The organism is Butyrivibrio sp. TB, from assembly GCF_900110805.1.
Taxonomy (GTDB): Bacteria; Bacillota; Clostridia; order Lachnospirales; family Lachnospiraceae; genus Butyrivibrio; species Butyrivibrio fibrisolvens_C.
Genome location: NZ_FOER01000007.1, coordinates 122,591 through 148,118 on the forward strand (window position 1 = coordinate 122,591; position 25,528 = coordinate 148,118).

The following is a 25,528-nucleotide window of genomic DNA, read 5'->3' on the forward strand; positions in this document are numbered from 1 at the left end:
CCCCTGTTTACATCCTGTAAACGGGGAATAGAAGTGCATCCTTATGTGATTCCCCTTAATAATACATATCATAATGAGGTTGGTATTTATGAGTAAAAATGGTAAATTCTCCAGGTTATTTTTGACAACATCTCTTACTCTTACACTTTCGCTATGTTCATGCACATCTCCTATGATAGGCTTTAAAGAGTCAGGCTCTTCTAGCAGCATTACAGACAACTCATCTGATAATAGCAACTTGGCCGCATCTTTTGGTCCTGATACCACAGAAGCTACAAATGGTACCATAAATCTTAATTCCCAGTCAAGGAAACTTAATTTTAATGAGAAAATAAAAGAAGACGAAAGCTACTATTACTATTGCTTTAATTCCAAATTATGGCGTACATCTAAAGAAAATCCTGATGAGACTGTATGTCTTTTTCCAAATGATGGTCTAGATCTACAGGCAAGCCATCCTGATAATATCCTAATATACAATGACAATATATATCTGATCGGTGAAGATCTTGCCGATTACAACGAATATGTATATAGAATAGACATAAACGGAGCTATCTCCAAGCTCTCTTATAAGACTAAGGTCGGATATACAAGTGGTATAGATATACATAATGGTGCTTTGTATGTCTATAGTTTTGACCTTGACAATAACATCTTATTCGAAGGTTATAAGATAAATGACGACGGCTCTTTGGGTGAAGAATGCGCTGACTTTTCAGATCTTAATCTAAGCCTTGGTGATAACCTTGTTCCTGTACATCTTGATTTTGGCGATTATATCTACTCGCCTTCTTCTATAGACTATTATGGAGGCATATATACTACAGATAGCGCAGGCAATCAGGCGTCCTTGTATTTTATTCCAAAAGACAATAATAATGCCAGAAAAATTGCTGATATAAGCGGAGATGATGTAGCTGCAATCACAAAAGACAAGCTTGTAATGATTCAGAGCAATAATCTTATTGATAATAATCTGTATACAATTGATATAAATTCAGGTGAGAGAAACGATCTTCTTACCAAAGAAGAACTTAAATCCATGGGATATGCGCATTCTTCTTACTTTAGTGTTATTGATTATGACGACAACAATATTTTTGTAATGATAAGGCACCCTCTTACAGAAAATCCTGTTCCAAATTATGTATATGACATCTTGAAGATAAGCCTGTCTGATGGTAGCATAGAACCTCTTGTGAATATCACAGAAGGTGAAGATCCGGACAATGATTTCGGACTTAAGGTTTTAAATTTTACCAAGGAAGGCTTGATGTATCTCAACTACGCCGATTCAAGTTATAGTCTATGCTATATGCCTTATGATAATATGAGCAGCCAAATCGTACTGGCATCTCCTGATTATGGACTTGAATCAAGCGTGGGTATTCTCGAACAGTATGGCATAACCTTTAAGACTCTCCACAATGCTTATTTCTACACAGATGATAACTATGATGTAATGACTTTCTATTCTGACCTTGTAGTACCACAGCTTCCGGCAACATCAGATGACTTTATATCTTTCAATGAGACAATACTTGACAATCTGGATGTTACAGATATGGCCAAGTCTTCTGTAAAAGAGGCCGGGGAGATAGCTTTAAGTCAGGATGCCTATGATGAATACTCTCCTATGGATATATATCCATATAACTATACATATCGCTACGCAGGACTTAGCTACTATGATTCAAGATATGTATGCCTGACTACCAGTGATTATCAGTACTGGGGAGGTGCTCATGGTATCGGCTGGCAGTACTCTTATACTCTTGACATGCAAGATGGGAAGATTCTTGCGCTTAGCGATGTCATCGGTCAGTCACAATCAGAATTTGTAGAGCTTGTATGTGATCATGTGTACGATCTTGATGAGGGATCACTTTTTAGCGGATATGATGGGACTATTGAGCAGATACGCGATTCCTATACGGACAATGATTTCAACTGGTTCCTGACACCGGAGGGTGTGGGTGTAAGATTTGCCTCATACGAAATCTCTCCCTATGCCGAAGGATACCCGCAGATCATAGTCCCATATGATGAACTGACGCTACTTATCAATCTGGGGAATTAGTTTATCGTCAGTAAACCTTCCTACTTGTACGAGCCGGCATCACTGATCAGACTTAAGCTTACTTCTTATAAAAGCCATAACTTCATTAAGATCAGGAAGTACAGCTTCGCAGTACGATCTGATCTCATCATCCGGCTGCCTCAGATCAGGAACCATTATAGGATGCATGCCAGCCGCATATGCTGCTCTTATTCCGTTAAAAGAATCTTCTATCACATAGCAGTTCTTGGGATTCGCTTTCAGTTTTGACGCGCAGTCAAGGAATATGTCAGGGGCAGGCTTGCCGTTTACAACATTGTCACCTCCAAGTATCACTGTAAAATAGTCGATAATTCCGGCTTCGCTTATCTCCTGTCTGACGACAGCTTCTTTCGTGGATGATGCAAGGCCTGTTGGTATATTATTACTATTTAGATACTGCAAGATATCTCGAACGTATTTTTTTACAGGTATACCATTGTCATTAATATATTTGTGAAAATAGTTTCTTGTATATGTAAAACCTTCTTCATAAGCCTCTATACTGCCAAGCCTTTGGATCATGATCTCTTTGGTCATGGCAGATGTAGTACCTGTACAGGCAAGAACCATATCTCGTACAAAGTCCACATCAAGTAAAGTCTGCCTCGCACGCTCTTCCCAGGCTTTCATATATATCATCTCTGTATCAAGAAGGACGCCGTCCATATCGAATATTACTGCTATATTAGAACTCATAAATAACACTCCAAAAAACTAAGATTAATTACTCAAACTTTCCACTTGGACGGTGCAGTATCACCAAGGGTTTTACTGGGATAGGCAATATATAGATTCATCAGTTCATAGAATATCATTGTTTTTTACTCTTTTAATAACCAGTACACATATGACCAAGACAATCGGAAAACCGATGCCGGAAAGAATCCCGGCCTGTATGTTGTTGCCTGCAAACTGGGATACATAGCCTATGATCGCAGGTCCTGAAGCACCGCCCAAATCTCCTGCAAGAGCAAGAAGTGCAAACATCGCTGTACCTCCCCTTGGGATAACTTTAGAAGATATGCTAATGGATCCGGGCCACATGATACCAACTGAAAATCCGCATAAAGCGCAGCCAACAAGTCCCATTACAGGCGCCTTGGACAAAGCTGCCAGTAAATAACATATCAAACAAAGAATACCGGAAGCGATCATAAAGCCTGTAAGGTCAATCTTCTCGCCAAATTTGCCGTACAAAGTTCTACTTATTCCCATAAGAACAGCAAATCCGCAAGGGCCTGCAAGATCTCCAACTGCCTTGGACATATGAAGTGCCGACTCTACAAAAGCAGATGCCCATTGAGACATAGATATCTCAGAAGATCCTGCGCAAACCATCAGCAATATAAAAAGCCAGAATATCTTTGATCTAAGCAGCTCTCCCATAGTCATACTCTGACCATCATCCACGAGTTTTTCTATAGGGCAGGTTACAAAATTAAAGATGTTATAAAATGGGACAATAGCCCAAAGAATAGCCAGTAACTTCCAGTTACCTATTCCAAAGAATTTAAAAAATATTGTAGAAATAAGGATTACGCCTACAGTTCCCCAACAATAAAACGAGTGAAGAAGACTCATCATAACGTCTTTATTATCAAAAGGACAGGCTTCGATTATAGGACTCACCAGAACTTCTATAAGACCACTACCTATAGCATATATCGTGACACAGATAAGTATACCTATAAAAGGCGACGGCATTATATCCGGCAGTACTGCAAGAAGTGATAATCCCGCGCAGCAAGTTATCTCCGAAGCAACAATACTAGGTCTATATCCTATCTTGTCTACAACTCTTCCGCATATATAATCAACTATAAGCTGGGTAAAAAAGAAAGTCGTTGAAATAAGCGCCAGCTGTCCAAATGAAATATTGTAATTATCGTGAAATACAATATAAAGCAGCGGAACAAAATTGGCACAGATTGCTTGAACTACAAAACCAAGATAACAGGCAAGTAGTGTCTTATTGTATTTATTTTTATTTTGCATATCAAACTCCAAATCAAATCATTTTACCTTGCAGCATATATAGATTTATGCAAAGAACATCCCGGATTATATTCATGACCGCAGTCAAGACACCTTTCAATACATGAATACTCATTATAGCTATAAAGCCTTCCACAAGCGCCGCACATAACTGTATCCTTCTCATCAGGATCTACAGGCTCAAATTTATGGTCTTCAAGTTCATCGTGGCATTTATAGCAGGCATAAAACTTACCGCATTTATTGCATTTATTGGCTATCACATCTTTATGACTGTGATAATGAATGCACCGGCCTTCACTATCAGTCTGAATGCCATATATTATCTTAATGCAATCCATATTATTGATATATCCTAATTTTTTATTTCATATCTTTTTTAGTTCTATTTATTGAGGATACTACACGCCCCAACCAGGACTTTTATATCATTTATTATCAGAGTCTTCCGGCATCTTTAGCCCCATCTGCTCGTACCCCGGTTGTGTTACCACGCGGCCTCTGGGAGTTCTATTGATGAATCCGCATTTGATAAGATAGGGCTCATATACATCTTCTATAGTTCCGGCATCTTCACCTATAGCAGCTGCCAGAGTGTCAAGACCAACAGGGCCTCCGCCGAATTTCTCTATCATAGTCTTTAAGATCTCGTGGTCTGTGTGGTCAAGTCCCATATCGTCTACTTCCAGTAGATTAAGAGCTTCTCTTACTATATCAATTGAAACAATACCATTATTCCTAACCTGAGCATAGTCTCGTACACGTTTAAGTGTGCGGTTTGCAAGTCTGGGTGTTCCACGGCTTCTTCTTGCCATCTCTATGGCGCTTTCTTCGCCAACTTCGATTCCAAGGACTTTTGCAGACTGGATTATGATCTGCGATAACTCTTTTTCATTATAGAATTCCATCCTGTGGATCATGCCGAATCTGTCTCTAAGAGGCGCAGACAGCATACCCGCTCTTGTTGTAGCTCCAACAAGAGTGAACCTTGGAAGATCAAGACGGATAGATCTTGCTGTAGGGCCTTTGCCGATCATGATGTCTATTGCAAAGTCTTCCATAGCTGGATACAGCACTTCTTCTACCTGGCGAGATATTCTGTGGATCTCATCAACGAATAGAATATCACCTTCCTGAAGGCTGTTAAGGATTGCTGCCATCTCTCCCGGCTTTTCTATTGCAGGGCCTGATGTGATCTTGATATTTACTCCCATCTCATGAGCCATGATCTGTGCAAGAGTTGTCTTACCAAGTCCGGGAGGTCCGTAAAAAAGAATGTGATCAAGGCTGTCTCCACGTTCCTTAGCAGCTTCTATGTAGATCTTAAGGCTCTTCTTGATCTTCTCCTGACCTATGTATTTATCAAGGCTCTTGGGACGAAGAGAGCTTTCAACGCCTGCATCTTCTCCGGTAAAGCCGGCATCCATCATATTTTTTGAACTTTTTTCTGTTTGAATGGTTCTTTTGGCCATATCTATCCTCGTGTTTTAACTATTATTATGATGTAAGGATCAAAAGGAACTTTTGACACCTACCTTATTATTATCAAGCATTACTTTTTTAGAAGAGTTCTTTAAGTGCTAGCTTTAATATAGCCTCGGTATCAAGCTTTTCATCAGAGTTTGAAAGAACTTTTCTAACAGCTTTCATGGCGTCTGTAGCATTATAGCCAAGGGCAGCGAGAGCTTCCACGGCTTCATCTCTTGAAGATGCATCTTCGCCTGAAGATTTGCCGGTAGATGCACTGCCTGCTGCCTGTCCTATACCTTCTGTGCCTGTGATATCTGCATTGGATATCTTGTCACGAAGTTCAAGTACAAGGCGCTCTGCAGTCTTTTTGCCAATGCCGGGGGCTTTGGATATTGTCTTGACATCGCCTGCAAGGATTGCAAATCTAAGATCATCTGTATCAAATACAGAAAGAATTGAAAGTGCACCTTTAGGGCCTATACCACTTACAGTGATGAGCATCCTGAACATGCGGATCTCATCTCTTGTAAGGAAGCCAAAAAGACTCATCTCATCTTCCTTCACATTCATATATGTATAAAGCTTGACATTATCTCCAAGCCCCGGCATTCTGTCGCAGGTTGATGCGGATATATTGACCTCGTATCCAATTCCTCCTACGTCTATTACCGCTTTATCTATTTCGAGATTTTCAAGAATCCCCTGAACATATGCTATCATAAGATCTCCCTTTATAAGTGTGCAAGCTCGTTCATATTATTCAAAAGAGCAAGCACTCTATTTGTTTTTAACTTACCACTTGATCAATGTCATGAGGAAAGCTTTAGTTTTTTATTCAAAAAAACGGTCTGCATCGCAGACCGATATAATTATAACATAAATGCTGAGAATAATCCCGAACAGATATTGACCGACGCATGGATGCACCAACTTGGAAGAATTGACCCACCGGCCTTTCTCTCATATCCTTACGCCTTGTCACTAGCCACCAGATAAAAGGTATTTTTCAGCTTCAGTCCTCTCCTACAAGATGTACAATCTGCTTATCATGCCCAGTTGCAGGTAGGAACTTATCCATGATATCAGAAGTCTTGATCTTCATACTGGAAGTGCATACGCAAGGGTGACACCCGATATACTCGCCAGTAATAACATCCTCATCTATTAGAAGCGTGACCGCTTTATCCTTATCATTCATAAGTCCCATGACACTGACTGCGCCAGGCTCTATATCAAGATACTTAAGCATATCATCCGCATCAGCAAAAGATAATCTGGCAGAGCCTATCTGGCTTGAAAGCTCTTTGGTCTTAAACTTCTTGTCCCCTGGCATAAGGAGCAGATAAAACCTTGTCTTTTGTCTGTTACAAAGAAACAGATTCTTGCACATCAAAGTTCCAAGTGCCTTGTCAACTTCAAGGCAGGCCTCCATAGTTGTAGCGCTCTCATGGTCTACACGTTTATATTCTATTCCGAGTTTGTCAAGATAGTTATAAACTCGCAGCTCCCTTTCAAGTCGCCCTTTTTCATCTGCAGGTCTTCCTGTATATAATTCCATGTGATAATACCTCTTCTTTTCCACTAAAGATTCCACCATGCTTGTTTTTTATCTATACTGACATAAATCTATGCTATAGGCACCTATAGTCATAAGCTTGCTACCAACTCAAAAAACTTCCTTGTATTTCCTGATGCTCCGGTACTTATTTTCCCATCAACAGACATAAGCATGAACAATGTTGTGATTGGTCTATCCATCTATTACCTCTTTCTTACAGGAATCCAAAGTTCACAGAAGAGGTCCTCATGCTCACTATCAAAGTACAGCTCGTAATCAGTCTCTTCAGATGCTTCGTAGCCGGATTGTGGAAGGAACTTTTTATAAAACTGAGACCAGGTTTTAGCTATGCAGTCTCCGTTTTCACCCTTACACTCAAAAACTACATATGTACCTGGATTGACATCCCAGATTCTAAAGCCTGCTTTCTTGATTTCTTCCGGATTGTAATCGGCAGTATCCTCATCAACGATGATTCCAATACCATAATCAAAAGTATCAGAGTCTTCAGTAGTTGGTGAGCATAGCCCGTATAGGTCACGCTTTCCATCCTCCCTAAGCATCCATATAGGAGAAAGCATCTGCTTGGCATTGCACTCTGCCCAGAAATCCGCCACATCATGATTGGCCTCATCATTTATGATTTCTGTTTTAAAACTCCTTACCAATGCTATAAATTTCTTCGCTTCTGCCTGTACGATTTTGTATTTCATTGTTTTTCCTCCATCTACTGTAATTTTTATTACAAGAGGATTAAAAAGTACTAATTTGGCATTACCTTCCCTGGCAACACTGGGTGATATGCCATGGAAACGGGTGAAAGCTTTTGTGAAACTTTCCGGAGTATCGTACCCATACTTCAATGCAATATCAGTGATTCTGATATCAGTATCTACTATTTCACTTCCGGCCAGAGATAATCTTCGATTTCGGATATAAGCATTCGCTGTGATTCCTGTTAGGAAGCTGAAAGCTCTATGAAACTCGTAGCTTGAAATGTGCACATGCTTTGCAACATCCTCATAATTGATTTCCTCAAGAAGATGCTCTTCCATATAGGTAATTGCTTTTTGCAAAGACGATATCCACTCCATACTTTTCCTCTCCTGTGATGCAATTATAGATGGGATGAAAAAATGTTACATTTCCTACTTTGCGTAGTTTTGTCAACTATAGTAACAGTTCTAAAAGCCACGATTTATCTTAATGTTTAGTTTCTATCTACCTTATATAAGACATCATATTCTTCTTCGCCTGGTTCTTCCCAAAGAGATTCTAGCTTTCCCATATCTTCCTGCATGGCATCTAAAAAAGCCAGGCACTTCTTAGCGTAAGGGATCTGCTCTTCTTTTTTGCATAACAAAGAAAAATCGTCTCCCCATCTTAAAGAAGATGTCTGAGCCTTGATCAAGCCGGAATCGTATCTTTTTATGCTAGTTATTTTGTAGTCACTCTTAAATAATTCTTTTAGTATAGATTTTAAGCTCATATTTATGCCTGTTCCAAAAACTGATTTTTCAAACAAACCGGAATTAAAACGTTTTTACTCCTGCGCATATATCTAAATCATCATATCTCAATCGCATATTTTGACAGATCAACCTTACCATCAATAACTTCTATTCCATCTGCTTCTAATAATTCTTTCTGAGCCCAGGCACCTCCAAAAGCGTATTCTCCGGCAAGTTCTCCCTTGGAGTTTACAACTCTGTAGCATGGAATGTTTTCAAAATCCGGGTTCTTGTGCAAAGCATTCCCAACTGCCCTGCACATCTTAGGATTTCCGGCCATCTTCGCTATCTGAGCATAGGTTGCGACTTTTCCTTTTGGGATCTTTTTTACCGCTTCGTATATGCGCCTTGTTGGAGAGTCTGTAACAAGGTCATAGCTTTCTGCTATCATCCTTTTGATATCTTCATCGGGAATAGAACCATCCAGAATAACTGTATTCCAGTGCTCTTTGTTCTGATGATAAGCAGGTTGTACAGATTTATATGTATTTCTCCAAAAATCCCTCCATTCCGGGTCACATTTTAGATTCAGGCATATCTGTCCATCCTTTTCATACGACCATAAGAAGGCCTTCTTTCTGGGCTTAACTCTTATAAGTTGCCAGTTCTGATCATGAAATGGAGCCTCTTGATAGGTATATTCAAATGATAAACCATAAGCCAAAGCCTCTTCTCGTGTTCGCATGTTCTTCTCCCAGTCAAAAAACATTTCGGATCGAATCTATCAAATCATTTTCTTAATCTCTGAAAGTGCCTTATCATGTACAACATCATCTTTAGAAAGCTTTACGTAAAACTTCCCATCACCATATGAAGATTATTGAATGTCTTCTATTATCGTAACATTGTAATAGGCGTTGTTGTAATCATCATTATCAAAATCATTCACGAATTCCGGATGGATAACAAATGTTTTCCCATCAGAAGTATGTAAGCGCGTATCGTTCTCAAAGAAGACGCCTTGTCCTCCGTAATAGATCATTTGGTTGATCAATTGAGTATAATCATGGATCTTATCTTCCGGAACACAGTTTATTCCTATATCAGGTCTTCCAAATTCTGCCATTCCTCTTGTGTGGAGCCAATATCCATCACTATCTTCAGAAGACAAAATAACAACATGGTTCTGAGCATTCACTTCTTTATCAAAAAATCTGTCAGTCCATTGATCAGGCGAGTACATAGCAATTGTTTGCGGATCCAGGATTCCCAGCGCGCCTTTATCGATAAAAGCCTGGATGATACCAATTACATTTCTCATGTAATCAAGCGTCGCATCATTTTTGATAGTTCCTTGCAAAACTGTACATATATCTGCACTTTGGCATATTTCAAAAAGAGAGGCATCAGCTTTTTTTAATACAGATCCATATGTACCGGTGAACCATCCATCAATCCACTCTCCATGAGCTTCTCTAGTGAATATTCGGATATCGAGTCCCTCCGGGAGTTCATCAACTTTGTGCTTCTCTCGAGATACTTCCAGGTCTTCTCCGGATACACCAAAGACTATATAAAATAGGAATGGCTTATAACCTATATCTTTAAAATACTTTCTTTCCATTTTCAAAACATTTCCTCAAAACCAATATTTATCGTTAACTTGCCCTAAAAAATCAAGCGGTAAGTCATTAAACTTACCGCCTGATACAAAATACATGCCAGACAATAATTTATTCAAAGCAGAAGCCTACTAAACCTCTACCCATTCAATGATATTCCTCTGATCCTTGTTGTATGAAAATTCAACACCTATTTTATGAATGGTCTGCCCTTTCTCTTCCGCTTTTATTAAATATTTTTCAGCATATTTTTTTCTTTCAATTTGATCCAATGCTTCATCTGCAGTTTTTTCAAACTTAAATTCAAAAATATATATATGCTCACCGGCATCCAAAACAGCATCTATTCTTCCTACATTAGTTGCCACCTCAGGATCAATATCCATTCCACAGAGCAGAAATACCGTATACATTATGGATTGATAATACTTTTCTTCTGCAATTTGGATTGTGTATGGGATATTCGCAAATATATTTTCCATGTATTTGCGAATATCTTTACTCTTTCCTTCTCTTGCAGCACGTTTTATCAAATCTACTGTTGCAGAAAAATCCGCAGGATCCTCATCAACAAACAAAGAAACTATGTTTTTCTGGAACGAATCCCTAACTTCTTTATTAGGAAAACGCATAGGATAATATGAATCGCTCAATCCATCCTCAGGAACATCTCCAAGAGTCATGTATCCTGTTTGATACAATAACTGTAGGAATTTCTGCTTGCCAATTATTCTTCTGGCATTGCCATTCTTTATTCCATCTGACGAGAAAGCAAATTCTGTAATATCAAAAACACTAAAAGTATCTCTGGAAATAATAGGGTCTCTGACATCATCCAACGTAATCTGTATCTGCTGCATGGTCTTTATCAGCACTTTTGGTGTTCCTGTCTCAAACCAATAATTTGAAAATATCCCCTCATTTCTAAAGAAAGATCCTATTGAAACAGGGTTATATACACTCTCTTCCCTTGGTGAAAATCTAAAACCGTCATACCATCTCTTAAGTGTGGTGAGAATGCTGGCATAATCGAGCTTATTACGATTTTCATCATATATTCCCTCTTTATTCAAAGCTTCAATATACTCACCAAAATACGTTTCCAATTCATCTTCAGTATATCCAAACATGCATGCATATTTTCTATCCATGCTGATGTCTGTTAAGCTATTAAGCTTACTAAATATTGAGAGCTTAGCAAACTTAATAACCCCTGTCATGAACACAAAGCGCTCGTACTGTTCGTATCCTTTTATCATCTGATAGAATGTTTCCATGAAATTGCGGAACATTTCTGCTTCATTTTCATTTTCCAAATGCTCCATTATAGGCTTATCATATTCATCAACAAGAACCACAACTCCTGTCTGATTCTCTTTTTTATATAAAGCCTCGATAAGTTCCCCAAACAAAAGCGCTGGATCTGTATTCTTGACTTCTATCCCGTTGGCCTTAGCAATACCATTCAAAGTCTGTAAGAGCCATGAAGATAATAGCTCAATACTACTTAAATTAGCCTTAGCAAAATCCAGGCGAATAATAGGATATTTTTTCCAATCGTAATCAGTTTCATTATAGATGTAGCAATCTTTAAATAATTCCTTTTGTCCACAAAAAATAGCCTCGAGAGTAGAAATTGTAAGGCTCTTGCCAAATCTTCTGGGACGTGAGCAAAAGAACTGTCCCTTAGGAGCTGAAATAATATCATATAAATATTTGGTCTTATCAACATATATGCAATTATTCTCAATTAAATCTTTAAAAGAATATATCGAAGTTGATATCGCTTTGGTCATTGATTAGTTTCTCCTAGGGTTAAGTCTTTGCTACAATACATATCAAGTTGCATGCGTCATCTATAGATAATATTATCATTCTTGCAGTTTTCATACAATCGGTTCTTCCTTAGAGAACGCTAAATGCGCTAATTTTTCAAACATATCAGGGCACAGACTCTTTATTTCTTCTTCGTACACCAACCTGAAGCCATCATACATAAATTTCGGTGTAGTGGCACAAGACATAAAACAGTATCCATCTTTATCAAGGTTCTCCGCTGCAAATATGGCACCTTTGGGTATAACTGCCATGGCAGTCTGGTCTTCGCCAGTACCTATGATACTCTCACTGACCTTTCCATCTATTATCATGGTAATCTTTAATGCACATCCCTCATGGTGATACCAGATCTCATCACAGTCAATCTGGTGAAAATGGGATATATCAGCTCCTTCGAGAAGGAAATAAATACTTCCCATTAAAGCTCTGTTTTCATGATCAAAGGGAGAAGTATAAACTTCTGCAAACCATCCTCCTTCCGGATGTCTTTCCAATGAATATTTATTTTTGAGAAATTCTGTTCTTTTGCTCATCTTAATTGCATTCACAGATGTTCTACCTCTATATTAATAAAATTTATCTTTAAATCTTCGCTTGAACTTCTTTCGCTGCATTTCGTTCTTTCTTACATCCATGTGCAATTTCTTCACCTATCCAAATCACAAAGAACATGACAATAAAACTCATAGCAAGCATATGTCTATCATTCCATATAATACTGATAAATCCACGAAGCGATACATAATTATACTTTCTTTAAATCTCCTGTTCCGATTAGTTGTGGAGCCAATATCCTATAACTCCTTTACAAAAGATGTCAGATCTGGAAGTTCTGTAAAACCTATATGCTTGTAAAATTCATATGCAGGCTGGGTTCTCTCCGTCATAAGGAATATAGTATCAAGTCCTTTGTCTTTGATCTTTTCCTCAATCAGTGAAAAGAATTTTCTCCCACATCCCTTACCCTGTTTGTCACCACGAATACAAAATTCTTCGATAAAATATTCTGTGCCACCGCACCAGTGTTTTACTTTGCCTATAGACATTCCAATAAGCTCATCATTATCTAATAATCCGTAAAGTATTGGCTGCCTGACTTCGATCAAATCCCTGATATAATTATCAAGCTGATCATCGTTCCACTCCTCATTCCACGGAGGAGCGCTAAATACCGATTTAAATAACTCTTTTATATTCTCAAAATATGATTCATCTAATTCTCGTATAATCATTTAAGTCTCTCCTTGTATAGCTTCACAACAATCTAATACTTTATTATAGAAATCCTTATCCTCCTCAAAAAGCCCATGTCCAAGACCATCAAAAATTATTAATTCACTATCAGCAATACCAGCCTTCAGCTCATAAGGAGCATCATTCCCAACAGTGTTATCTTTATTGCCTGCCATGATATAAGTCTTGCACTTTATTTTGGCCAGTTCTTCTCTGGCATCAAAGTTCAATATTGCATTGGCATTTGTGAGAAATCTGTCGTAACTTGCAGGCTTGGTTATTCTTGCTACTAAAGGAAGGATTTTCTTATTCTTTTCGTTATACGCCCTGGTATAAACCTTCTCCGCCGTATCAAGCATAAGATTGGTATGAGTGTCATTGCTGGTCATATCAATCCACTTTGTTACCACGCTCTTTATAATATCGTTGGCATATGGAGCTGTAACAACAAGTATTAGTTTTTCTACAAGATCAGGATAGTTTGCTGCAAGGAACTGTGATACCATTCCTCCTTGAGATACTCCCATCACTATTGCCCTTTCTATTCCAAGATTCTTCATAGCCATTGCCTGATCATCAGCCATCTCTTTTATGGAATACTCCTTCGGAAGATTGTTCTTTCTGCTGAACATATAGACTGTGTAATCTTTAAAAAATTTTTTATATGAGCCTGCCAGTAGCCATGCCTTACCATTTACAGTCCACAATCCATCTGATAAACCTGGCAAAACAACCAGTGTCTTTTTGCCTTCGCCGAAGGCCACATAATACATATCTGTATCACCTACTGCCACACAACCATTCTTCCGCATTTAAGCTCCTCTATCTCTGACTAAATCTTTTTTCTACGCAAATAAAAAATTTCACAAAACAAACTGCACAACCAGCCCCGAAAGAGCACATATCACAAGCGCCAATCCTTCTCCTATAAAAAAACCCTTAATATGGAACCAATAATTGTGATACTCATCTACCATGTCTTCGGTACCTTTGAAAACAAAGTAGGGATCATGGCAGAACCAGATGATATCAAATACAATCGCATCGTATAGAGTCGGTATCTGATCCTTATACTCATCAAGCTCTGCCTTAGAGAATGCTAAATTGTTTTCATGGCTTTGCGGTCATAGACAATGCAGGCTACTCCAACAATAACAATGCAAAAAGCTGAAAGTAGATCCCAGATATCAACCACCGGCTGACCAAGCATAAACCACAAACTTGAAGTTGCTACTTCCTCAAAAATCAGTTTTATGATCTTTAACCACTAATTTATGCCCCAGTACTATTTCTTCACTTTTTACGAAATAATCTTCTGGTTTAAAATCCCAGTTTTCGTATGATTATCTCTCTATCTATACTCATCTTTTTTCATCATATATCTGTTTCCGTCATCACGGAAAACTTTATAACCAAGCCTTTCATATAATCTAAATGCATCAGTATTAGATTTTTCAACATGAAAAAGGATGTGATGTATACCAATTTCATATGCATAGGTCTCTGCTTCATGAATTAAAGCGCTTCCGATTCCATGACCTCGATAGCTTTCTGTCACAGATAAATCATCAAGATAGATATAATCTGCTTCCGGCTCATGATGAACTTCAATCGATAAATACGCCACTACAGATTCATCCTCTGCTACCAGAATACGTTCTTCACCATTGGTCCAGTATCGATCCAAACTGCCTGGTTCGTAGCCCTCAACATCTTCTGTATGATAAATTGTCTGAAGCATTTCTATAAACAATTCTCGAATTCTCTGTTCATCTTCTGGAATTGCTATTCTAATTGTATACACCATCTTTAAATCCTCTTATTTTGAAAAACATACAAATCCCCCATTCTTCCTGATATATAAGAAGTTCTGAATTTTCTCTTAACTGATAATTGTCTTTTGTTCACCTTTGATCAAAATAGTTTGACCATCAGACAAATATATCGGTTCTTTTCCAGATACTTCTCCGCTAGAGATACCTTTATCTGCGTGCGGTATTATTGGATTCTCCAAACACCCTAATCCATCCGAGAAATTACCAGCAGCAACCATACTTCCCGCACTGATTCCCAAATAAATCAAACCATTCTCTAATGCTTGTTTTATTTTGTCCGATAATCCGGTTCTATTTAATTCACCTAGCAGAAGAGCTGCATCTCCTCCGCTAAAAACAATAACATCAAATTGGTTGAGCTCTGACACGCTCATTAGCCTAAGCGTTACAGGAATATCTTGAATATATCCGGAATATGTTCTTTCATACCCTGCAGAAATCAAGAGAGATAAATCATAGATCAATATATTTTCAAACGGTATTCCCATATTCATAAGACGTTCAACGCATACTGCAATGCCCTCTTTCGCAGAATCGTTTCTGATTGATGCAGAAGGGATAAAAACAACTTTCGTATCTGACGGATCTTTATTTATACATTTCCAAAATACATCGCTGGTATTTTCGTTCAAACCGCTTGATGTCAAAAAAAGTGTTCTCATTGACTATAAATCCTTCCTTCTTTCAAAAGCGTATATTTTTGAAATTTGAATTTGGCTAAGACAAGTATTCTTTTAGTCTCCATTTTTCAGTTCTTCCAATTCGTTGGTACTATTTTTGCACCATTCAAGAAGCATAGTTTCAAAGGATTTCCAAATATTGCATCTTTACGACATTTTCATTAAAAAATATAAATGCCTTGTGTGATAAATCTGCTATAGGATTATAATGGAAAATCATAATAAAACATATACCCAAGGCAATGGTATAACTAACCAATATAGGCCATATCTTATACGTTAATTTTATTTTTTTATTCAATAAATCTATAATCAACGGAATAATCATTATGATTGCAAAAATAGCGCTAACTATATTATTTATTAACCTTCCCGCTTCTGTATAACATACTGCGTACATAGTACCATCGCCAAAATCTACCGAAAGTGAAGGTTCCTGAAGATTAAATCCATAAAAAAAAGATATAAATATAAAACCATAAATAATAAATAATAATAATTTCTTTCTCATCATGTCCTCTCTATAGAGCTTGTCTATCATCCTATAGTTATTAACTAGTACAGCCGCTACTAAATATTCCTCTGTCACTCCACACATGAGCTTCGACGTACCGTTCAGGACCATATTTCCCATCAGGATTCCAGTCCTGTGGAAGGCCATACCTGCCTATCACACCGATTATCTCATCATATGTGTAGATTTTCTTTCTATACTCTTTGCCATCATTGACTCTGTCGCTGAATGTTGGATGAGAATCTCCATAGGTAAAAGAAACTGTGCGCAGATCCAAGTCGTCAGTATCTATGACTATATGATCACAATCTTCGAACCAGCTCTGTAGCCACGGGCATTCACCAACCACAAGATAATGAGGGGCTTTTCGTTCAATGATCCCGCCCTTTTTCAGGAACTCATTTCTTAGTATTTCTTCGAACCGCCTTCTGTCAGCAATATAGCTGTCCTGCCTTTTGGCACACATTGTTTCAGGTTTTTCAGATTTTATGGTCAGAAGTACCTTTCTGGCTTCTTCTTCACTTAAATCCGACAGATTACGAAATGGCCCTGTTTTCTTATCAAAGTAGTGGTATAAAAGCATATTATTCCTCCATGACTAGCTCATTTGAGGATTACCTCACTCCTGATTCTGGGAATGATATTCTCACTTATGATTCCAATAAGTATACCCGTTATAAGGCCGCCAATCATCAAAACCGGAAGATAATACAGGATGCCACTTGTCTTAACAACATATACCGCCACAAGCATCTGCCCTATATTGTGGCTTACGCCCCCGCATATTGATACTCCCTTTATAGAAAAAAAATCTGCCTTTTTAAATATGCACATGACAGCAAAACTGATGATCGCTCCGGCAAGGCTAAATAAAATGCCGAACATACTGCCAAACAAAAAACCGGAAACAACAATTCTAAGCACGTTTATAATAAGTGCCTGTTGCCATCCGTATAAATATAATACAATAAGTATTGCTGCATTAGGAAGTCCAAGCTTCATCCCCGGAATCCCGAAGGCAAAAGGAATCAGAGATTCGACATATGATAAAATCAAGGCTACGCCGAGAAGTAGTCCAAGAATTGCTGCTCTAGTACGCATTGTGCACCTCTCAATATTATTATCTTAGCTTCCCACTTGGATGAGTCAGAGTCCCCAAAGCCTTTACAGGGGGTATGTTGGTCCATCTAAGTTGGAAGTTTGACTTATCTTAATACTTATAGCCACAATCTGCTTTTTCAGGTCCTTCTACGCCTGACTCATAATGAGCCCTGAACTCCATGTTGATATCGCGGATTTCTTTCTTGCCATCAATATAATCCTGATACATATCAACAAGGCCGGACATACAGCCATCACATGATCCGTTTATATTGCCGATCGACTCAGCTACTATCTGTTCTCTTTGCTCTCTTGTTGTGTCTTTAATTAAAATTGAATCCATATTATTCCTCCCATGACGAGCACTTGTGCGAGTCCGGCAATCCGAATATCAGATTCGGATCTGCCATCAAGGCTATTTGAGCTCGTCTCAAATAGCTGTGTAAAAAATTGTCATATCGATACAATTTTTCACACTGACCTCATTTATTTAATTATTTTGCTATAGTATCTACTTCTGCTTCATCAGCGCCTTCTATGGTGATAACCACTTTGTGAGGAAGGCATATGATACTCTGACCGGACTTCGATATGATGCCCTGCGACACGCACAGCTTATCCGGGCAATTGGCATCGTCAAGATAACACTCACCATTATCAATAACCAGTATATTCTGTCCGCCATTTTCAGTCTCGATGGCAACTGTCTGGTTACTATACAGGTCATATTCCTGAGTAACTACACCATCTACCAGAATCTGTACTTTAGCACCTTTTACTGCTCCAACAAAATGCAAATACAGGTAGATACATACAGCTACTATAACAAGTCCAGTAACAAGTATCAATTCCGCTTTAGTTTTCTTTTTGTCTTTTACCATATATTATTTTCCTTGCCACCTACATAGGATCAAAAGATATTTTAATCAGAAATTACACTCTTTTTAGAACGCTCTTTAGAATCACTGCTTCCAAGAAACTGTGAAAGAACGATTGCGCCAAACATCAAAACACAGCCTGCTGCTTCGCGAAATGACAGGCTCTGGCCTAGTACTATCCAGCCGGACAGTGTTCCAAATACGCTCTCAAGACACATCGCAATTGAAGCAATTGCAGGATTAAGATTCTTTTGACCAAGCGCTTGAAGGGTATAAGCTATACCACTACTAAAAATACCTGCATAAAGAATTGCAGGAAGCGCGTTATAGATAGATGCCATGTCAGGCCTTTCCAAAACAAGCATAACTATTGTTGCAAGGACTGCCTCAACTATAAACTGTGAAAGCGTAAGCTTAACAGGATCAATTCTCTTAGAATACCTTGATACTGCAAGGATCTGAACTGAAAATCCCAGTGCAGACACAACCATCAAGGCATCACCCATCTCCAGATAAAAACTCCCCTTCATACACAAAAGGTATAAGCCTACAACAGAAAGCGCAATACAGATCCATAGATTGTTATTAAGCTTTCGTCCAAAGAAAACTGAGATAATAGGCACAAATACTACATATAAAGCAGTAAGAAATCCAGCCTTGGCAACAGATGTATAAGCGATGCCGTATTGCTGAGCAAAGCTTGCAAGAAATATGAAAAGTCCTGCAAGAAGGCCGCCTTTTATAAAGGCTTCTATTTCCTTTTTTCTCTTATCTTTAAGTATAGATGAAGTTTTCAAATCTCCATCTGCGGGTTTTATTGACTTATTCCTTCCCAAAGAACCACTCTTATAGACCTTGTATTCCTCCCTATCTCTGTATATCACAAAAGGAAGAAGGAATGCGATTCCGATATAAGTTCTAAACGCAAGATATGTCCCGGCACCCACGTATTCCGCTCCAAGACTTTGCGCTACAAAAGTCGTCCCCCAGAAAAATGATGCTACAAGAAGCATCAGTGTATGGGTAAACGTGTAAATTCTATCATTTTGTTTCATTCTATGATCCATTTTAAAAAGGTACTTTTCTTGCCCCTTTCCTTTCATTGGATAAATCAGCTCCAGTTCCAACATTCTTTTTAATAAAGCAGATGCCGGAGACGCTGTTATATATCCTGTTTTAAATCCTTCCATACTTTGCTCTTAACTTGAAGGTACGATTATTTACTAAACACAGTAGAAAAAGCGCCAAAACCGGAAACAGGCTCTCCTGCTGCATAAAGGTGAGATGTGTCGCCAAGTGCCTGAATTCTGAAAAAGGCCTGATTGTGATATCTCTTCTCTGCATTAACAATTGTAACTGATGAAGGTGCTTCAAAAGTCCCATGCCACAAAGTTACCGGTGATATAGACAGAAGATGCGCAAGCATCACACATTCAACTCCAAGATGACAGAAGAAAACTATAGTCTTATTGTCATCTTCATCCCTAACCTGATACTCCATAATGCCCCTTGTCTGAATATCACCTATCTCAGCAGGAAGATCCGGTCCATCAGGATTCTTATAATCATAGTACTTGCCGTTTCTGGTATATCCGTATGACTTAAGGATGTCATCAAGGCCGTTACAAACTTCAAACCACTTAGACTTAATCTCCGGATTGGTCTTGTACAGATCACAGTCATACCACTTATCAGGATCCAGCATTAAAGGCTGAGTTGTGAAAAACTCCGGGAAATAATCCCACGGAACTCTCAAATCCTTGGTATAGGGATCTTCTACCCTATAATGAAACTCCTGAAGCCAGTCACAGATCGTAGTCTCCCTGTTAAGAGCTTTGAGCGTAGGCTCTGCCGTATCTTTCGCTCTGCCAAGAGGCGAACAAAAGAACCTGTCTACATCCCAGTTCGCTGTTCTTTTTGCAAGAAGCTGCGCTTCCACTTTACCCTTTTCAGTAAGCCCATCTATAGAATAATCAGGCTGTGCATGCCTTATAAAAATCAGTCTCAAACCAATCCCTCCTAAATGTTTTTTATGCTTACATCATTATATTATCAAGCCGTACTTTCATCAATTAAAAAAAGCCGTCTAATATGCGCTCTTTATAGACCGCTATAGTCGGCCCTAAAAGCCGCATAAAACAAGGTTTCCTTATAACAAGCCTGCTTCTTATATTTATAAACTATACAAATGGTATTAGGGGGCATGTATCCCGTTAGGGGGGTGCGTTATTACGTGTTGTTTTGCACTTAATAATGACTTAGACAAGTTGATGTATTTTTAAAAATTTTGAATGATTTTTTTGTAGAAAACTGTTGATTGATTTTCGTTTCTTGATAGATTATCATATTCATCGGTTCAAAAAGCAAATCAATGATTGTTTATGATATTTAAGATTATGAAAGAGGAACATCATGACATCAAACAGACGTGACCTTATTAACGGTCTGGCTGCAGCCATGGGAGCAGGAACATTTGCAGCTACAACTTATGAAGGAACTAACAGATATGATAAAGGAACAGGAACATTTTACTGCAACGGCCATATCATAAGCCCAAGCATAGTCGAGAAAGCCAGTGAGTTCTTTGAAGCTAATTTAAAGCGCTGCGACAGAAGCACCTCTGAAGGCAACGAAATGTACCTGATATACGAAACCGCAGTAGAAGCCATAAAGCTTATGAGAACCACTAATGCTAACCAGAACTCTTCTATTGTTGCTTCAAACAAGGATCATTAAAACAGCTATTCGCAATATCTACTGATACAATATTAAAAGCTAAGAAAAAACTTAAACATGCGCTGCACGTTGCGCTATACGAAAAATGCTCTCCTAGGCTGATCAACCTACGAGAGCTTTTTCAAACTTTCCAATTACCAAAACGCACGCCGCCCTTTTGGGGCAAGCAAATACGGGTAGTTATTAAAGAGTTTTCGCGTTCTTTAAAGGTGTTATAAATTTAGGAGTATGATAGATGAAGATTTATATTCTTCTTAGGGTCTGTTTGTCTGAGCGAAGCGAGTTTCAGACCCTAGAATATAAATTTTCAGATATCATGCCCTAAATTATAACACCTTTAAGAACGCGAAAATGCTTTAATAACTACCCGTATTTGCTTGCCCCAAAAGGGCGGTGTGCGTTTTGGTAAGTGGAAAGTCTCCCCCCGCCTTACTCTACTGGAATCTCGTGGATCCAGCCTTCGGGAGCTTCTACGCTACCCATCTGGATACCTGTAAGTGTATCATAGAGCTTCTTGATAACCGGTCCCATTTCATCCATACCAGATGCAAAGCAGATCTCCTTGCCATGATCGTTAATCTTGCCAACAGGGCTTATAACAGCAGCTGTTCCGCACAGACCCATCTCAGTGAAGTTCTCTACTTCTGAAAGCTTAACAGGTCTTTCTTCTACGTTAAGACCAAGGATATCTCTTGCTACAGTTACGATAGATCTTCTTGTGATAGAAGGAAGGATAGAATCTGTATGTGACTTAGGAACTACAAGTCCACCATCCTTAGTAACGAAGATGATATTAGCTCCGCCAGTCTCCTCAATGTAAGTTCTGGACTCAGCATCAAGATATACATTCTCAGCAAAGCCTTCTTCATGAGCTGTTACGATAGCATGAAGACTCATTGCATAGTTAAGTCCTGCCTTGATATTACCTGTTCCGTGTGGTGCTGCTCTGTCGAAGTCAGAGATCTTAACTACTATCGGCTTAGCACCACCCTTGAAGTAAGGACCAACAGGTGTACAGAAGATTCTGAACTGATATTCATCAGCAGGTTTAACACCGATTACATTGCCTGTAGCAAACATAACAGGACGGATATAAAGTGTAGCACCGCTTCCGTAAGGTGGAACCCAGTCCTTATTGGCAGCTACAACTTCCTCTACAGCCTTTAAGAATCTTTCTTCAGGGAACTGAGGCATCTCAAGTCTTGCAGCAGAATCCTTCATACGAGAAGCGTTAAGATCAGGACGGAAAGTGACTATTTTGCCATCCTTTGTCTCATATGCTTTAAGTCCTTCAAAACATTCCTGAGCATAGTGAAGAACACCTGAGTCCTCGCTTAATACAACCTTAGAATCTGTTGTAATCTCACCATCATCCCATTTTCCATTTTTAAAATTAGATACATATCTGTAATCAGTAGTTATGTAACTAAAGCCGATGTTGCTCCAGTCAAGTTCTTTCTTAGCCATTTCCTAATCCTCTTTTCTTATTATTTGCCTCCCGCATTATGACACAAGGTCATAATTGCATGCCTAAAAGCATTTATAAAAGCTTTTGACCTGTACAAATTTAACATGTTAAATTGATTAAATTTATTATAAGTCCAAATCAGAAGCTGTCAAGAATACAATCTTTTGCTCTTTTCGCAAAATTATTCTTGATCTTTTTTAACATCTGCACCTTCAGCATTTTTATTCTCAGTTTTGTCTTTAGACAAATCCTTATCTTCCGTAACATGACTATGTTCAATAGGTAACTTGGTACCTGTTACGTTACCATCCTTGTGAGAGCGTTTATGATCATCCTTATGTTTGGATCTAAAGATCCTGCTCCAGGAAGAGCCTGTTCTCTGGGCTCTGTATTTGGTGCTGTTGGGGTCTCCCAGATAATGAAACTTACCATCCTCTATATAGGCGGTATCTATATAAGTATCCTCATCTGTAGGAAGATTGTTCCTGCCAAGATAATAATCTGTAAGCCTTGAAATAAGCGCATAGATAACGGCAAATATCGGAACACCCAGTATCCATCCTGCAAATCCCCATACGCTTCCAAAAAGCATGATAGCAAAAATAACCCAGAAGCTTGAAAGACCTGTAGAGTTTCCAAGTATCTTAGGTCCTATTATATTGCCGTCTATCTGCTGAAGTATTATGACAAATATAATAAATTCAAGTGCTGACAACGGATTTATGAGTATAAGTATAAGTCCTCCCAGAAAACCGCCTATATATGGTCCAAAGAAAGGAATTATATTAGTAACTCCGACAATCACTGCTATAAGCAAAGGATATGGGATGTCAAGTACCATACAGGCAATATAACACAGTATTCCAACGATTGTAGAATCCACTATCTTACCAGTTATAAATCCAGTAAAAGTCGTATGAACAAGTCTTGAAGACGAGATAACCTCATTGGCAATATCCTCTCTAAAAAAGGCATATGCCATCTTCTTGCCCTTACCACAAAAGCCTTCTTTTGCATTAAGCACATATATAGCTACAATAAATCCAACTATCAGGTTGAAGAAAACATTTATAACATTAAGTGCCTGAACAGATACCGTAGAGATGATCTCTGATATATTGGGAAGGACTTTCTCTTGTATAAAATTGTTAACTCTGATATATATCTGATCTGCTACTGTATTAACCGTACTTATAGTTGCAGGATCAGATGATTCCATAAATCTGTTGATCGAGCGGTCGATATTCCTATAGTACATAGGGATATTACGAATAATATCCCTTATACTCTGATAGATCTGAGGAATGATATAGTATAGAAAAGCCCATACTACAAAGACTACAAGAGTCATGGTTATGATAATGGCGATATTTCTTATAAGCTGTTTCTGACGAAACTCACCATTCTCATCACGCTTCGCTCCGGCTTTCTCCCATATTTTCTCTAAGATCTTCTGCTCTATAAAATTAAGGATTGGTGAAAGGATATATCCTAGTACAAGGCCAGTAACAATTCCTTCCATACCATTAACTACAGAATGAATTCCGGATATAATATGCCCGCCCTTGAATATAACGTAATAAAGCAGCATTACAACAAGTGCAGTGATTATACCGGTGATACTCCATGTGATCTGGTCCTTATTAGGTCTGAATTTCAAATCAGTATCCCCCCATATCTTATTCTGAGAGAGTCTTAAGTCTGTATACGAGCTGATCAAAATCTTCTGACACTATATCCTCAACCTGTCCCTTATCGCAAAGTCCTGCAAATGAAGAATCAAGTGGAAGGCGACCGAGTATATCAATTCCCTTGGAAGCTGCATATGAATCAAGACCGCTTTCGCCAAAGATAGATATCATCTCGCCGCAATGAGGACACTTCATATAACTCATATTCTCAACAAGTCCGATGACAGGGATATTCATCATCTTGGCCATGTTAACTGCCTTGTCTACGATCATAGCAACCAGATCCTGAGGAGTAGCTACTACAATGATACCGTCAACAGGAAGTGACTGGAACACTGTAAGCGGAACGTCGCCTGTTCCCGGAGGCATATCTACAAACATGTAGTCTACATCACCCCAGCAAACCTCTGACCAGAACTGCTTAACAACGCCTGCGATAACCGGACCTCTCCAGATAACAGGGTCAGTCTCATTCTGCATCAGAAGATTTATAGACATGATATCTATTCCCTTAGATGAAGAAGCAGGGATTATAAGTCCCTTCTCATTGACCTGCTTGACGCTTGATACTCCGAACATCTTAGGTATAGAAGGTCCTGTGATATCAGCATCCATGATAGCTGTCTTAAAACCTTCACGGTTCATAGCACAGGCTGACATAGCTGTTACAAAGCTTTTACCAACACCGCCTTTACCTGATACTACGCCTATAACTTTCTTAACATGTGTTCCTTCAGCCGGATCCACTTTAAAATTCACAGGCTTTTTAGCCGCAAATTTTTTTCTTAATTCTTCGTCTGCCATGCAAACCTCCAAAATTATTTTGTATTAATATAATTTACGAGGCCTCCGAGGTCTATTATCTTCTGCATAAATTCAGGGAATGCCTGCCCCTGATATTTCTTGCCGGTGGTCTCATCAGTTATGATACCACTATCAAAGTCAATATTCACTACATCGCCGGAATTAATTTCTCTGGCTGCTTCAGGGCATTCAATTATAGGAAGTCCTATATTGATAGCATTCCTGTAGAATATCCTGGCGAAGGTTTCTGCTATAACACAGGATACGCCTGCAGCCTTAATAGCTATAGGTGCATGTTCACGAGATGATCCGCAGCCAAAATTCTTATTGGCAACAATAATATCCCCTTCATTTACATTGCTGACAAAATCCTTGTCGATATCTTCCATGCAGTGAGCTGCAAGGTCCTTTGGATCTGTATTATTAAGATATCTTGCAGGTATGATAACGTCGGTATCTACGTTATCTCCGTATTTAAAAACTCTACCGTTTGCATTTTCCATTTTAACTATCCTCCAAAAAGGCTATATCAAAGCTATTTTTTTGATA

General features: G+C 38.6%; 29 protein-coding genes. 2 read left to right on the top strand and 27 right to left on the bottom strand.

The window, feature by feature from the left end; translation table 11 throughout:
- The first annotated feature begins 88 nt into the window (after window positions 1-88).
- Window positions 89-2,083: an RsiV family protein gene (locus BMX21_RS06470; protein WP_177173954.1), complete on the top strand. Its 1,995-nt coding sequence runs from the start codon at window positions 89-91 to the stop codon at window positions 2,081-2,083.
- A gap of 39 nt (window positions 2,084-2,122) precedes the next feature.
- Here the strand turns inward: BMX21_RS06470 and BMX21_RS06475 are convergent, their stop codons facing one another.
- The 23 genes from BMX21_RS06475 to BMX21_RS06585 form a co-directional block, all read right to left on the bottom strand.
- On the bottom strand, window positions 2,123-2,800 hold the full coding sequence (locus BMX21_RS06475) for an HAD family hydrolase (protein WP_092042528.1): 678 nt from the start codon (window positions 2,798-2,800) through the stop codon (window positions 2,123-2,125).
- A gap of 105 nt (window positions 2,801-2,905) precedes the next feature.
- Window positions 2,906-4,099 (bottom strand): MFS transporter, encoded by a 1,194-nt coding sequence (locus BMX21_RS06480; RefSeq protein WP_092042531.1) that lies wholly within the window; start codon window positions 4,097-4,099, stop codon window positions 2,906-2,908.
- Between the two features lie 23 nt (window positions 4,100-4,122).
- Window positions 4,123-4,440: a CHY zinc finger protein gene (locus BMX21_RS06485; protein ID WP_092042533.1), complete on the bottom strand. Its 318-nt coding sequence runs from the start codon at window positions 4,438-4,440 to the stop codon at window positions 4,123-4,125.
- An 87-nt stretch (window positions 4,441-4,527) separates the two neighbouring features.
- Complete coding sequence (ruvB, locus tag BMX21_RS06490) at window positions 4,528-5,571, bottom strand: Holliday junction branch migration DNA helicase RuvB (protein ID WP_177173955.1); 1,044 nt, start codon at window positions 5,569-5,571, stop codon at window positions 4,528-4,530.
- Window positions 5,572-5,659: 88 nt separating this feature from the next.
- Entirely contained in the window at window positions 5,660-6,289 is a 630-nt protein-coding gene (gene ruvA, locus BMX21_RS06495; RefSeq protein ID WP_092042536.1) for a Holliday junction branch migration protein RuvA, read from the bottom strand.
- A 292-nt stretch (window positions 6,290-6,581) separates the two neighbouring features.
- Window positions 6,582-7,127, bottom strand: a complete 546-nt coding sequence (locus BMX21_RS06500; RefSeq protein ID WP_027206028.1) for a prolyl-tRNA synthetase associated domain-containing protein — start codon at window positions 7,125-7,127, stop codon at window positions 6,582-6,584.
- A 203-nt stretch (window positions 7,128-7,330) separates the two neighbouring features.
- Window positions 7,331-8,221 (bottom strand): AraC family transcriptional regulator, encoded by an 891-nt coding sequence (locus BMX21_RS06505; RefSeq protein WP_092042539.1) that lies wholly within the window; start codon window positions 8,219-8,221, stop codon window positions 7,331-7,333.
- Window positions 8,222-8,337: 116 nt separating this feature from the next.
- Window positions 8,338-8,616: a hypothetical protein gene (locus BMX21_RS06510; RefSeq protein WP_092042541.1), complete on the bottom strand. Its 279-nt coding sequence runs from the start codon at window positions 8,614-8,616 to the stop codon at window positions 8,338-8,340.
- Window positions 8,617-8,696: 80 nt separating this feature from the next.
- The gene (locus tag BMX21_RS06515; protein WP_092042544.1) at window positions 8,697-9,323 is read right to left on the bottom strand and encodes a methylated-DNA--[protein]-cysteine S-methyltransferase; all 627 of its coding nucleotides are present in this window, start codon (window positions 9,321-9,323) and stop codon (window positions 8,697-8,699) included.
- 132 nt (window positions 9,324-9,455) lie between these two features.
- Window positions 9,456-10,208 carry a hypothetical protein gene (locus BMX21_RS06520; protein WP_143057212.1) on the bottom strand — a complete coding sequence of 251 codons (753 nt, stop codon included), beginning with the start codon at window positions 10,206-10,208 and terminating at the stop codon, window positions 9,456-9,458.
- Between the two features lie 123 nt (window positions 10,209-10,331).
- On the bottom strand, window positions 10,332-11,996 hold the full coding sequence (locus tag BMX21_RS06525; protein ID WP_092042549.1) for an ATP-binding protein: 1,665 nt from the start codon (window positions 11,994-11,996) through the stop codon (window positions 10,332-10,334).
- A gap of 90 nt (window positions 11,997-12,086) precedes the next feature.
- Complete coding sequence (locus BMX21_RS06530) at window positions 12,087-12,587, bottom strand: cupin domain-containing protein (protein WP_051216895.1); 501 nt, start codon at window positions 12,585-12,587, stop codon at window positions 12,087-12,089.
- Between the two features lie 246 nt (window positions 12,588-12,833).
- Window positions 12,834-13,271, bottom strand: a complete 438-nt coding sequence (locus BMX21_RS06535) for a GNAT family N-acetyltransferase (RefSeq protein WP_092042552.1) — start codon at window positions 13,269-13,271, stop codon at window positions 12,834-12,836.
- The gene (locus BMX21_RS06540; RefSeq protein ID WP_092042555.1) at window positions 13,272-14,084 is read right to left on the bottom strand and encodes an alpha/beta fold hydrolase; all 813 of its coding nucleotides are present in this window, start codon (window positions 14,082-14,084) and stop codon (window positions 13,272-13,274) included.
- Window positions 14,085-14,623: 539 nt separating this feature from the next.
- Window positions 14,624-15,079 (bottom strand): GNAT family N-acetyltransferase, encoded by a 456-nt coding sequence (locus tag BMX21_RS06545; protein ID WP_092042558.1) that lies wholly within the window; start codon window positions 15,077-15,079, stop codon window positions 14,624-14,626.
- Between the two features lie 75 nt (window positions 15,080-15,154).
- Window positions 15,155-15,769, bottom strand: coding sequence for a Type 1 glutamine amidotransferase-like domain-containing protein (locus BMX21_RS06550; RefSeq protein WP_092042561.1), 615 nt, complete (start codon window positions 15,767-15,769; stop codon window positions 15,155-15,157).
- Between the two features lie 139 nt (window positions 15,770-15,908).
- Entirely contained in the window at window positions 15,909-16,298 is a 390-nt protein-coding gene (locus BMX21_RS06555) for a hypothetical protein (RefSeq protein ID WP_022759733.1), read from the bottom strand.
- 40 nt (window positions 16,299-16,338) lie between these two features.
- Window positions 16,339-16,884 (bottom strand): hypothetical protein, encoded by a 546-nt coding sequence (locus BMX21_RS06560; protein ID WP_092042564.1) that lies wholly within the window; start codon window positions 16,882-16,884, stop codon window positions 16,339-16,341.
- Window positions 16,885-16,904: 20 nt separating this feature from the next.
- The gene (locus BMX21_RS06565; RefSeq protein ID WP_092042566.1) at window positions 16,905-17,402 is read right to left on the bottom strand and encodes a Gx transporter family protein; all 498 of its coding nucleotides are present in this window, start codon (window positions 17,400-17,402) and stop codon (window positions 16,905-16,907) included.
- A 109-nt stretch (window positions 17,403-17,511) separates the two neighbouring features.
- Complete coding sequence (locus BMX21_RS06570; RefSeq protein WP_022752775.1) at window positions 17,512-17,745, bottom strand: hypothetical protein; 234 nt, start codon at window positions 17,743-17,745, stop codon at window positions 17,512-17,514.
- Between the two features lie 151 nt (window positions 17,746-17,896).
- The gene (locus BMX21_RS06575) at window positions 17,897-18,283 is read right to left on the bottom strand and encodes a NusG domain II-containing protein (RefSeq protein ID WP_022752776.1); all 387 of its coding nucleotides are present in this window, start codon (window positions 18,281-18,283) and stop codon (window positions 17,897-17,899) included.
- Window positions 18,284-18,324: 41 nt separating this feature from the next.
- Window positions 18,325-19,470, bottom strand: a complete 1,146-nt coding sequence (locus BMX21_RS06580; RefSeq protein WP_092042569.1) for a DMT family transporter — start codon at window positions 19,468-19,470, stop codon at window positions 18,325-18,327.
- A 26-nt stretch (window positions 19,471-19,496) separates the two neighbouring features.
- Complete coding sequence (locus BMX21_RS06585; protein WP_092042572.1) at window positions 19,497-20,288, bottom strand: histidine phosphatase family protein; 792 nt, start codon at window positions 20,286-20,288, stop codon at window positions 19,497-19,499.
- 404 nt (window positions 20,289-20,692) lie between these two features.
- Here BMX21_RS06585 and BMX21_RS06590 point away from each other — a divergent pair, with 404 nt between their 5' ends.
- Window positions 20,693-21,016, top strand: a complete 324-nt coding sequence (locus BMX21_RS06590; protein WP_022752779.1) for a hypothetical protein — start codon at window positions 20,693-20,695, stop codon at window positions 21,014-21,016.
- Window positions 21,017-21,445: 429 nt separating this feature from the next.
- On the opposite strand, the gene BMX21_RS06595 is transcribed toward BMX21_RS06590, so the two are convergent.
- The 4 genes from BMX21_RS06595 to leuD form a co-directional block, all read right to left on the bottom strand.
- Complete coding sequence (locus BMX21_RS06595; protein WP_092042575.1) at window positions 21,446-22,483, bottom strand: branched-chain amino acid aminotransferase; 1,038 nt, start codon at window positions 22,481-22,483, stop codon at window positions 21,446-21,448.
- A 182-nt stretch (window positions 22,484-22,665) separates the two neighbouring features.
- On the bottom strand, window positions 22,666-24,144 hold the full coding sequence (locus tag BMX21_RS06600) for an AI-2E family transporter (RefSeq protein WP_092042577.1): 1,479 nt from the start codon (window positions 24,142-24,144) through the stop codon (window positions 22,666-22,668).
- A 19-nt stretch (window positions 24,145-24,163) separates the two neighbouring features.
- On the bottom strand, window positions 24,164-24,979 hold the full coding sequence (locus BMX21_RS06605) for an Mrp/NBP35 family ATP-binding protein (RefSeq protein ID WP_027204248.1): 816 nt from the start codon (window positions 24,977-24,979) through the stop codon (window positions 24,164-24,166).
- Window positions 24,980-24,993: 14 nt separating this feature from the next.
- Window positions 24,994-25,482, bottom strand: a complete 489-nt coding sequence (gene leuD, locus BMX21_RS06610) for a 3-isopropylmalate dehydratase small subunit (RefSeq protein ID WP_092042580.1) — start codon at window positions 25,480-25,482, stop codon at window positions 24,994-24,996.
- Window positions 25,483-25,528: the final 46 nt, after the last annotated feature.

Bases quoted from the DNA above. Each gene is read 5' to 3' on its own strand.
- BMX21_RS06470 (WP_177173954.1), top strand. From the start codon at position 89: ATGAGTAAAAATGGTAAATTCTCCAGGTTATTTTTGACAACATCTCTT.
- BMX21_RS06475 (WP_092042528.1), bottom strand. From the start codon at position 2,800: ATGAGTTCTAATATAGCAGTAATATTCGATATGGACGGCGTCCTTCTT.
- BMX21_RS06480 (WP_092042531.1), bottom strand. From the start codon at position 4,099: ATGCAAAATAAAAATAAATACAATAAGACACTACTTGCCTGTTATCTT.
- BMX21_RS06485 (WP_092042533.1), bottom strand. From the start codon at position 4,440: ATGGATTGCATTAAGATAATATATGGCATTCAGACTGATAGTGAAGGC.
- ruvB (WP_177173955.1), bottom strand. From the start codon at position 5,571: ATGGCCAAAAGAACCATTCAAACAGAAAAAAGTTCAAAAAATATGATG.
- ruvA (WP_092042536.1), bottom strand. From the start codon at position 6,289: ATGATAGCATATGTTCAGGGGATTCTTGAAAATCTCGAAATAGATAAA.
- BMX21_RS06500 (WP_027206028.1), bottom strand. From the start codon at position 7,127: ATGGAATTATATACAGGAAGACCTGCAGATGAAAAAGGGCGACTTGAA.
- BMX21_RS06505 (WP_092042539.1), bottom strand. From the start codon at position 8,221: ATGGAGTGGATATCGTCTTTGCAAAAAGCAATTACCTATATGGAAGAG.
- BMX21_RS06510 (WP_092042541.1), bottom strand. From the start codon at position 8,616: ATGAGCTTAAAATCTATACTAAAAGAATTATTTAAGAGTGACTACAAA.
- BMX21_RS06515 (WP_092042544.1), bottom strand. From the start codon at position 9,323: ATGCGAACACGAGAAGAGGCTTTGGCTTATGGTTTATCATTTGAATAT.
- BMX21_RS06525 (WP_092042549.1), bottom strand. From the start codon at position 11,996: ATGACCAAAGCGATATCAACTTCGATATATTCTTTTAAAGATTTAATT.
- BMX21_RS06535 (WP_092042552.1), bottom strand. From the start codon at position 13,271: ATGATTATACGAGAATTAGATGAATCATATTTTGAGAATATAAAAGAG.
- BMX21_RS06540 (WP_092042555.1), bottom strand. From the start codon at position 14,084: ATGCGGAAGAATGGTTGTGTGGCAGTAGGTGATACAGATATGTATTAT.
- BMX21_RS06545 (WP_092042558.1), bottom strand. From the start codon at position 15,079: ATGGTGTATACAATTAGAATAGCAATTCCAGAAGATGAACAGAGAATT.
- BMX21_RS06550 (WP_092042561.1), bottom strand. From the start codon at position 15,769: ATGAGAACACTTTTTTTGACATCAAGCGGTTTGAACGAAAATACCAGC.
- BMX21_RS06555 (WP_022759733.1), bottom strand. From the start codon at position 16,298: ATGAGAAAGAAATTATTATTATTTATTATTTATGGTTTTATATTTATA.
- BMX21_RS06560 (WP_092042564.1), bottom strand. From the start codon at position 16,884: ATGCTTTTATACCACTACTTTGATAAGAAAACAGGGCCATTTCGTAAT.
- BMX21_RS06565 (WP_092042566.1), bottom strand. From the start codon at position 17,402: ATGCGTACTAGAGCAGCAATTCTTGGACTACTTCTCGGCGTAGCCTTG.
- BMX21_RS06570 (WP_022752775.1), bottom strand. From the start codon at position 17,745: ATGGATTCAATTTTAATTAAAGACACAACAAGAGAGCAAAGAGAACAG.
- BMX21_RS06575 (WP_022752776.1), bottom strand. From the start codon at position 18,283: ATGGTAAAAGACAAAAAGAAAACTAAAGCGGAATTGATACTTGTTACT.
- BMX21_RS06580 (WP_092042569.1), bottom strand. From the start codon at position 19,470: ATGGAAGGATTTAAAACAGGATATATAACAGCGTCTCCGGCATCTGCT.
- BMX21_RS06590 (WP_022752779.1), top strand. From the start codon at position 20,693: ATGACATCAAACAGACGTGACCTTATTAACGGTCTGGCTGCAGCCATG.
- BMX21_RS06595 (WP_092042575.1), bottom strand. From the start codon at position 22,483: ATGGCTAAGAAAGAACTTGACTGGAGCAACATCGGCTTTAGTTACATA.
- BMX21_RS06605 (WP_027204248.1), bottom strand. From the start codon at position 24,979: ATGGCAGACGAAGAATTAAGAAAAAAATTTGCGGCTAAAAAGCCTGTG.
- leuD (WP_092042580.1), bottom strand. From the start codon at position 25,482: ATGGAAAATGCAAACGGTAGAGTTTTTAAATACGGAGATAACGTAGAT.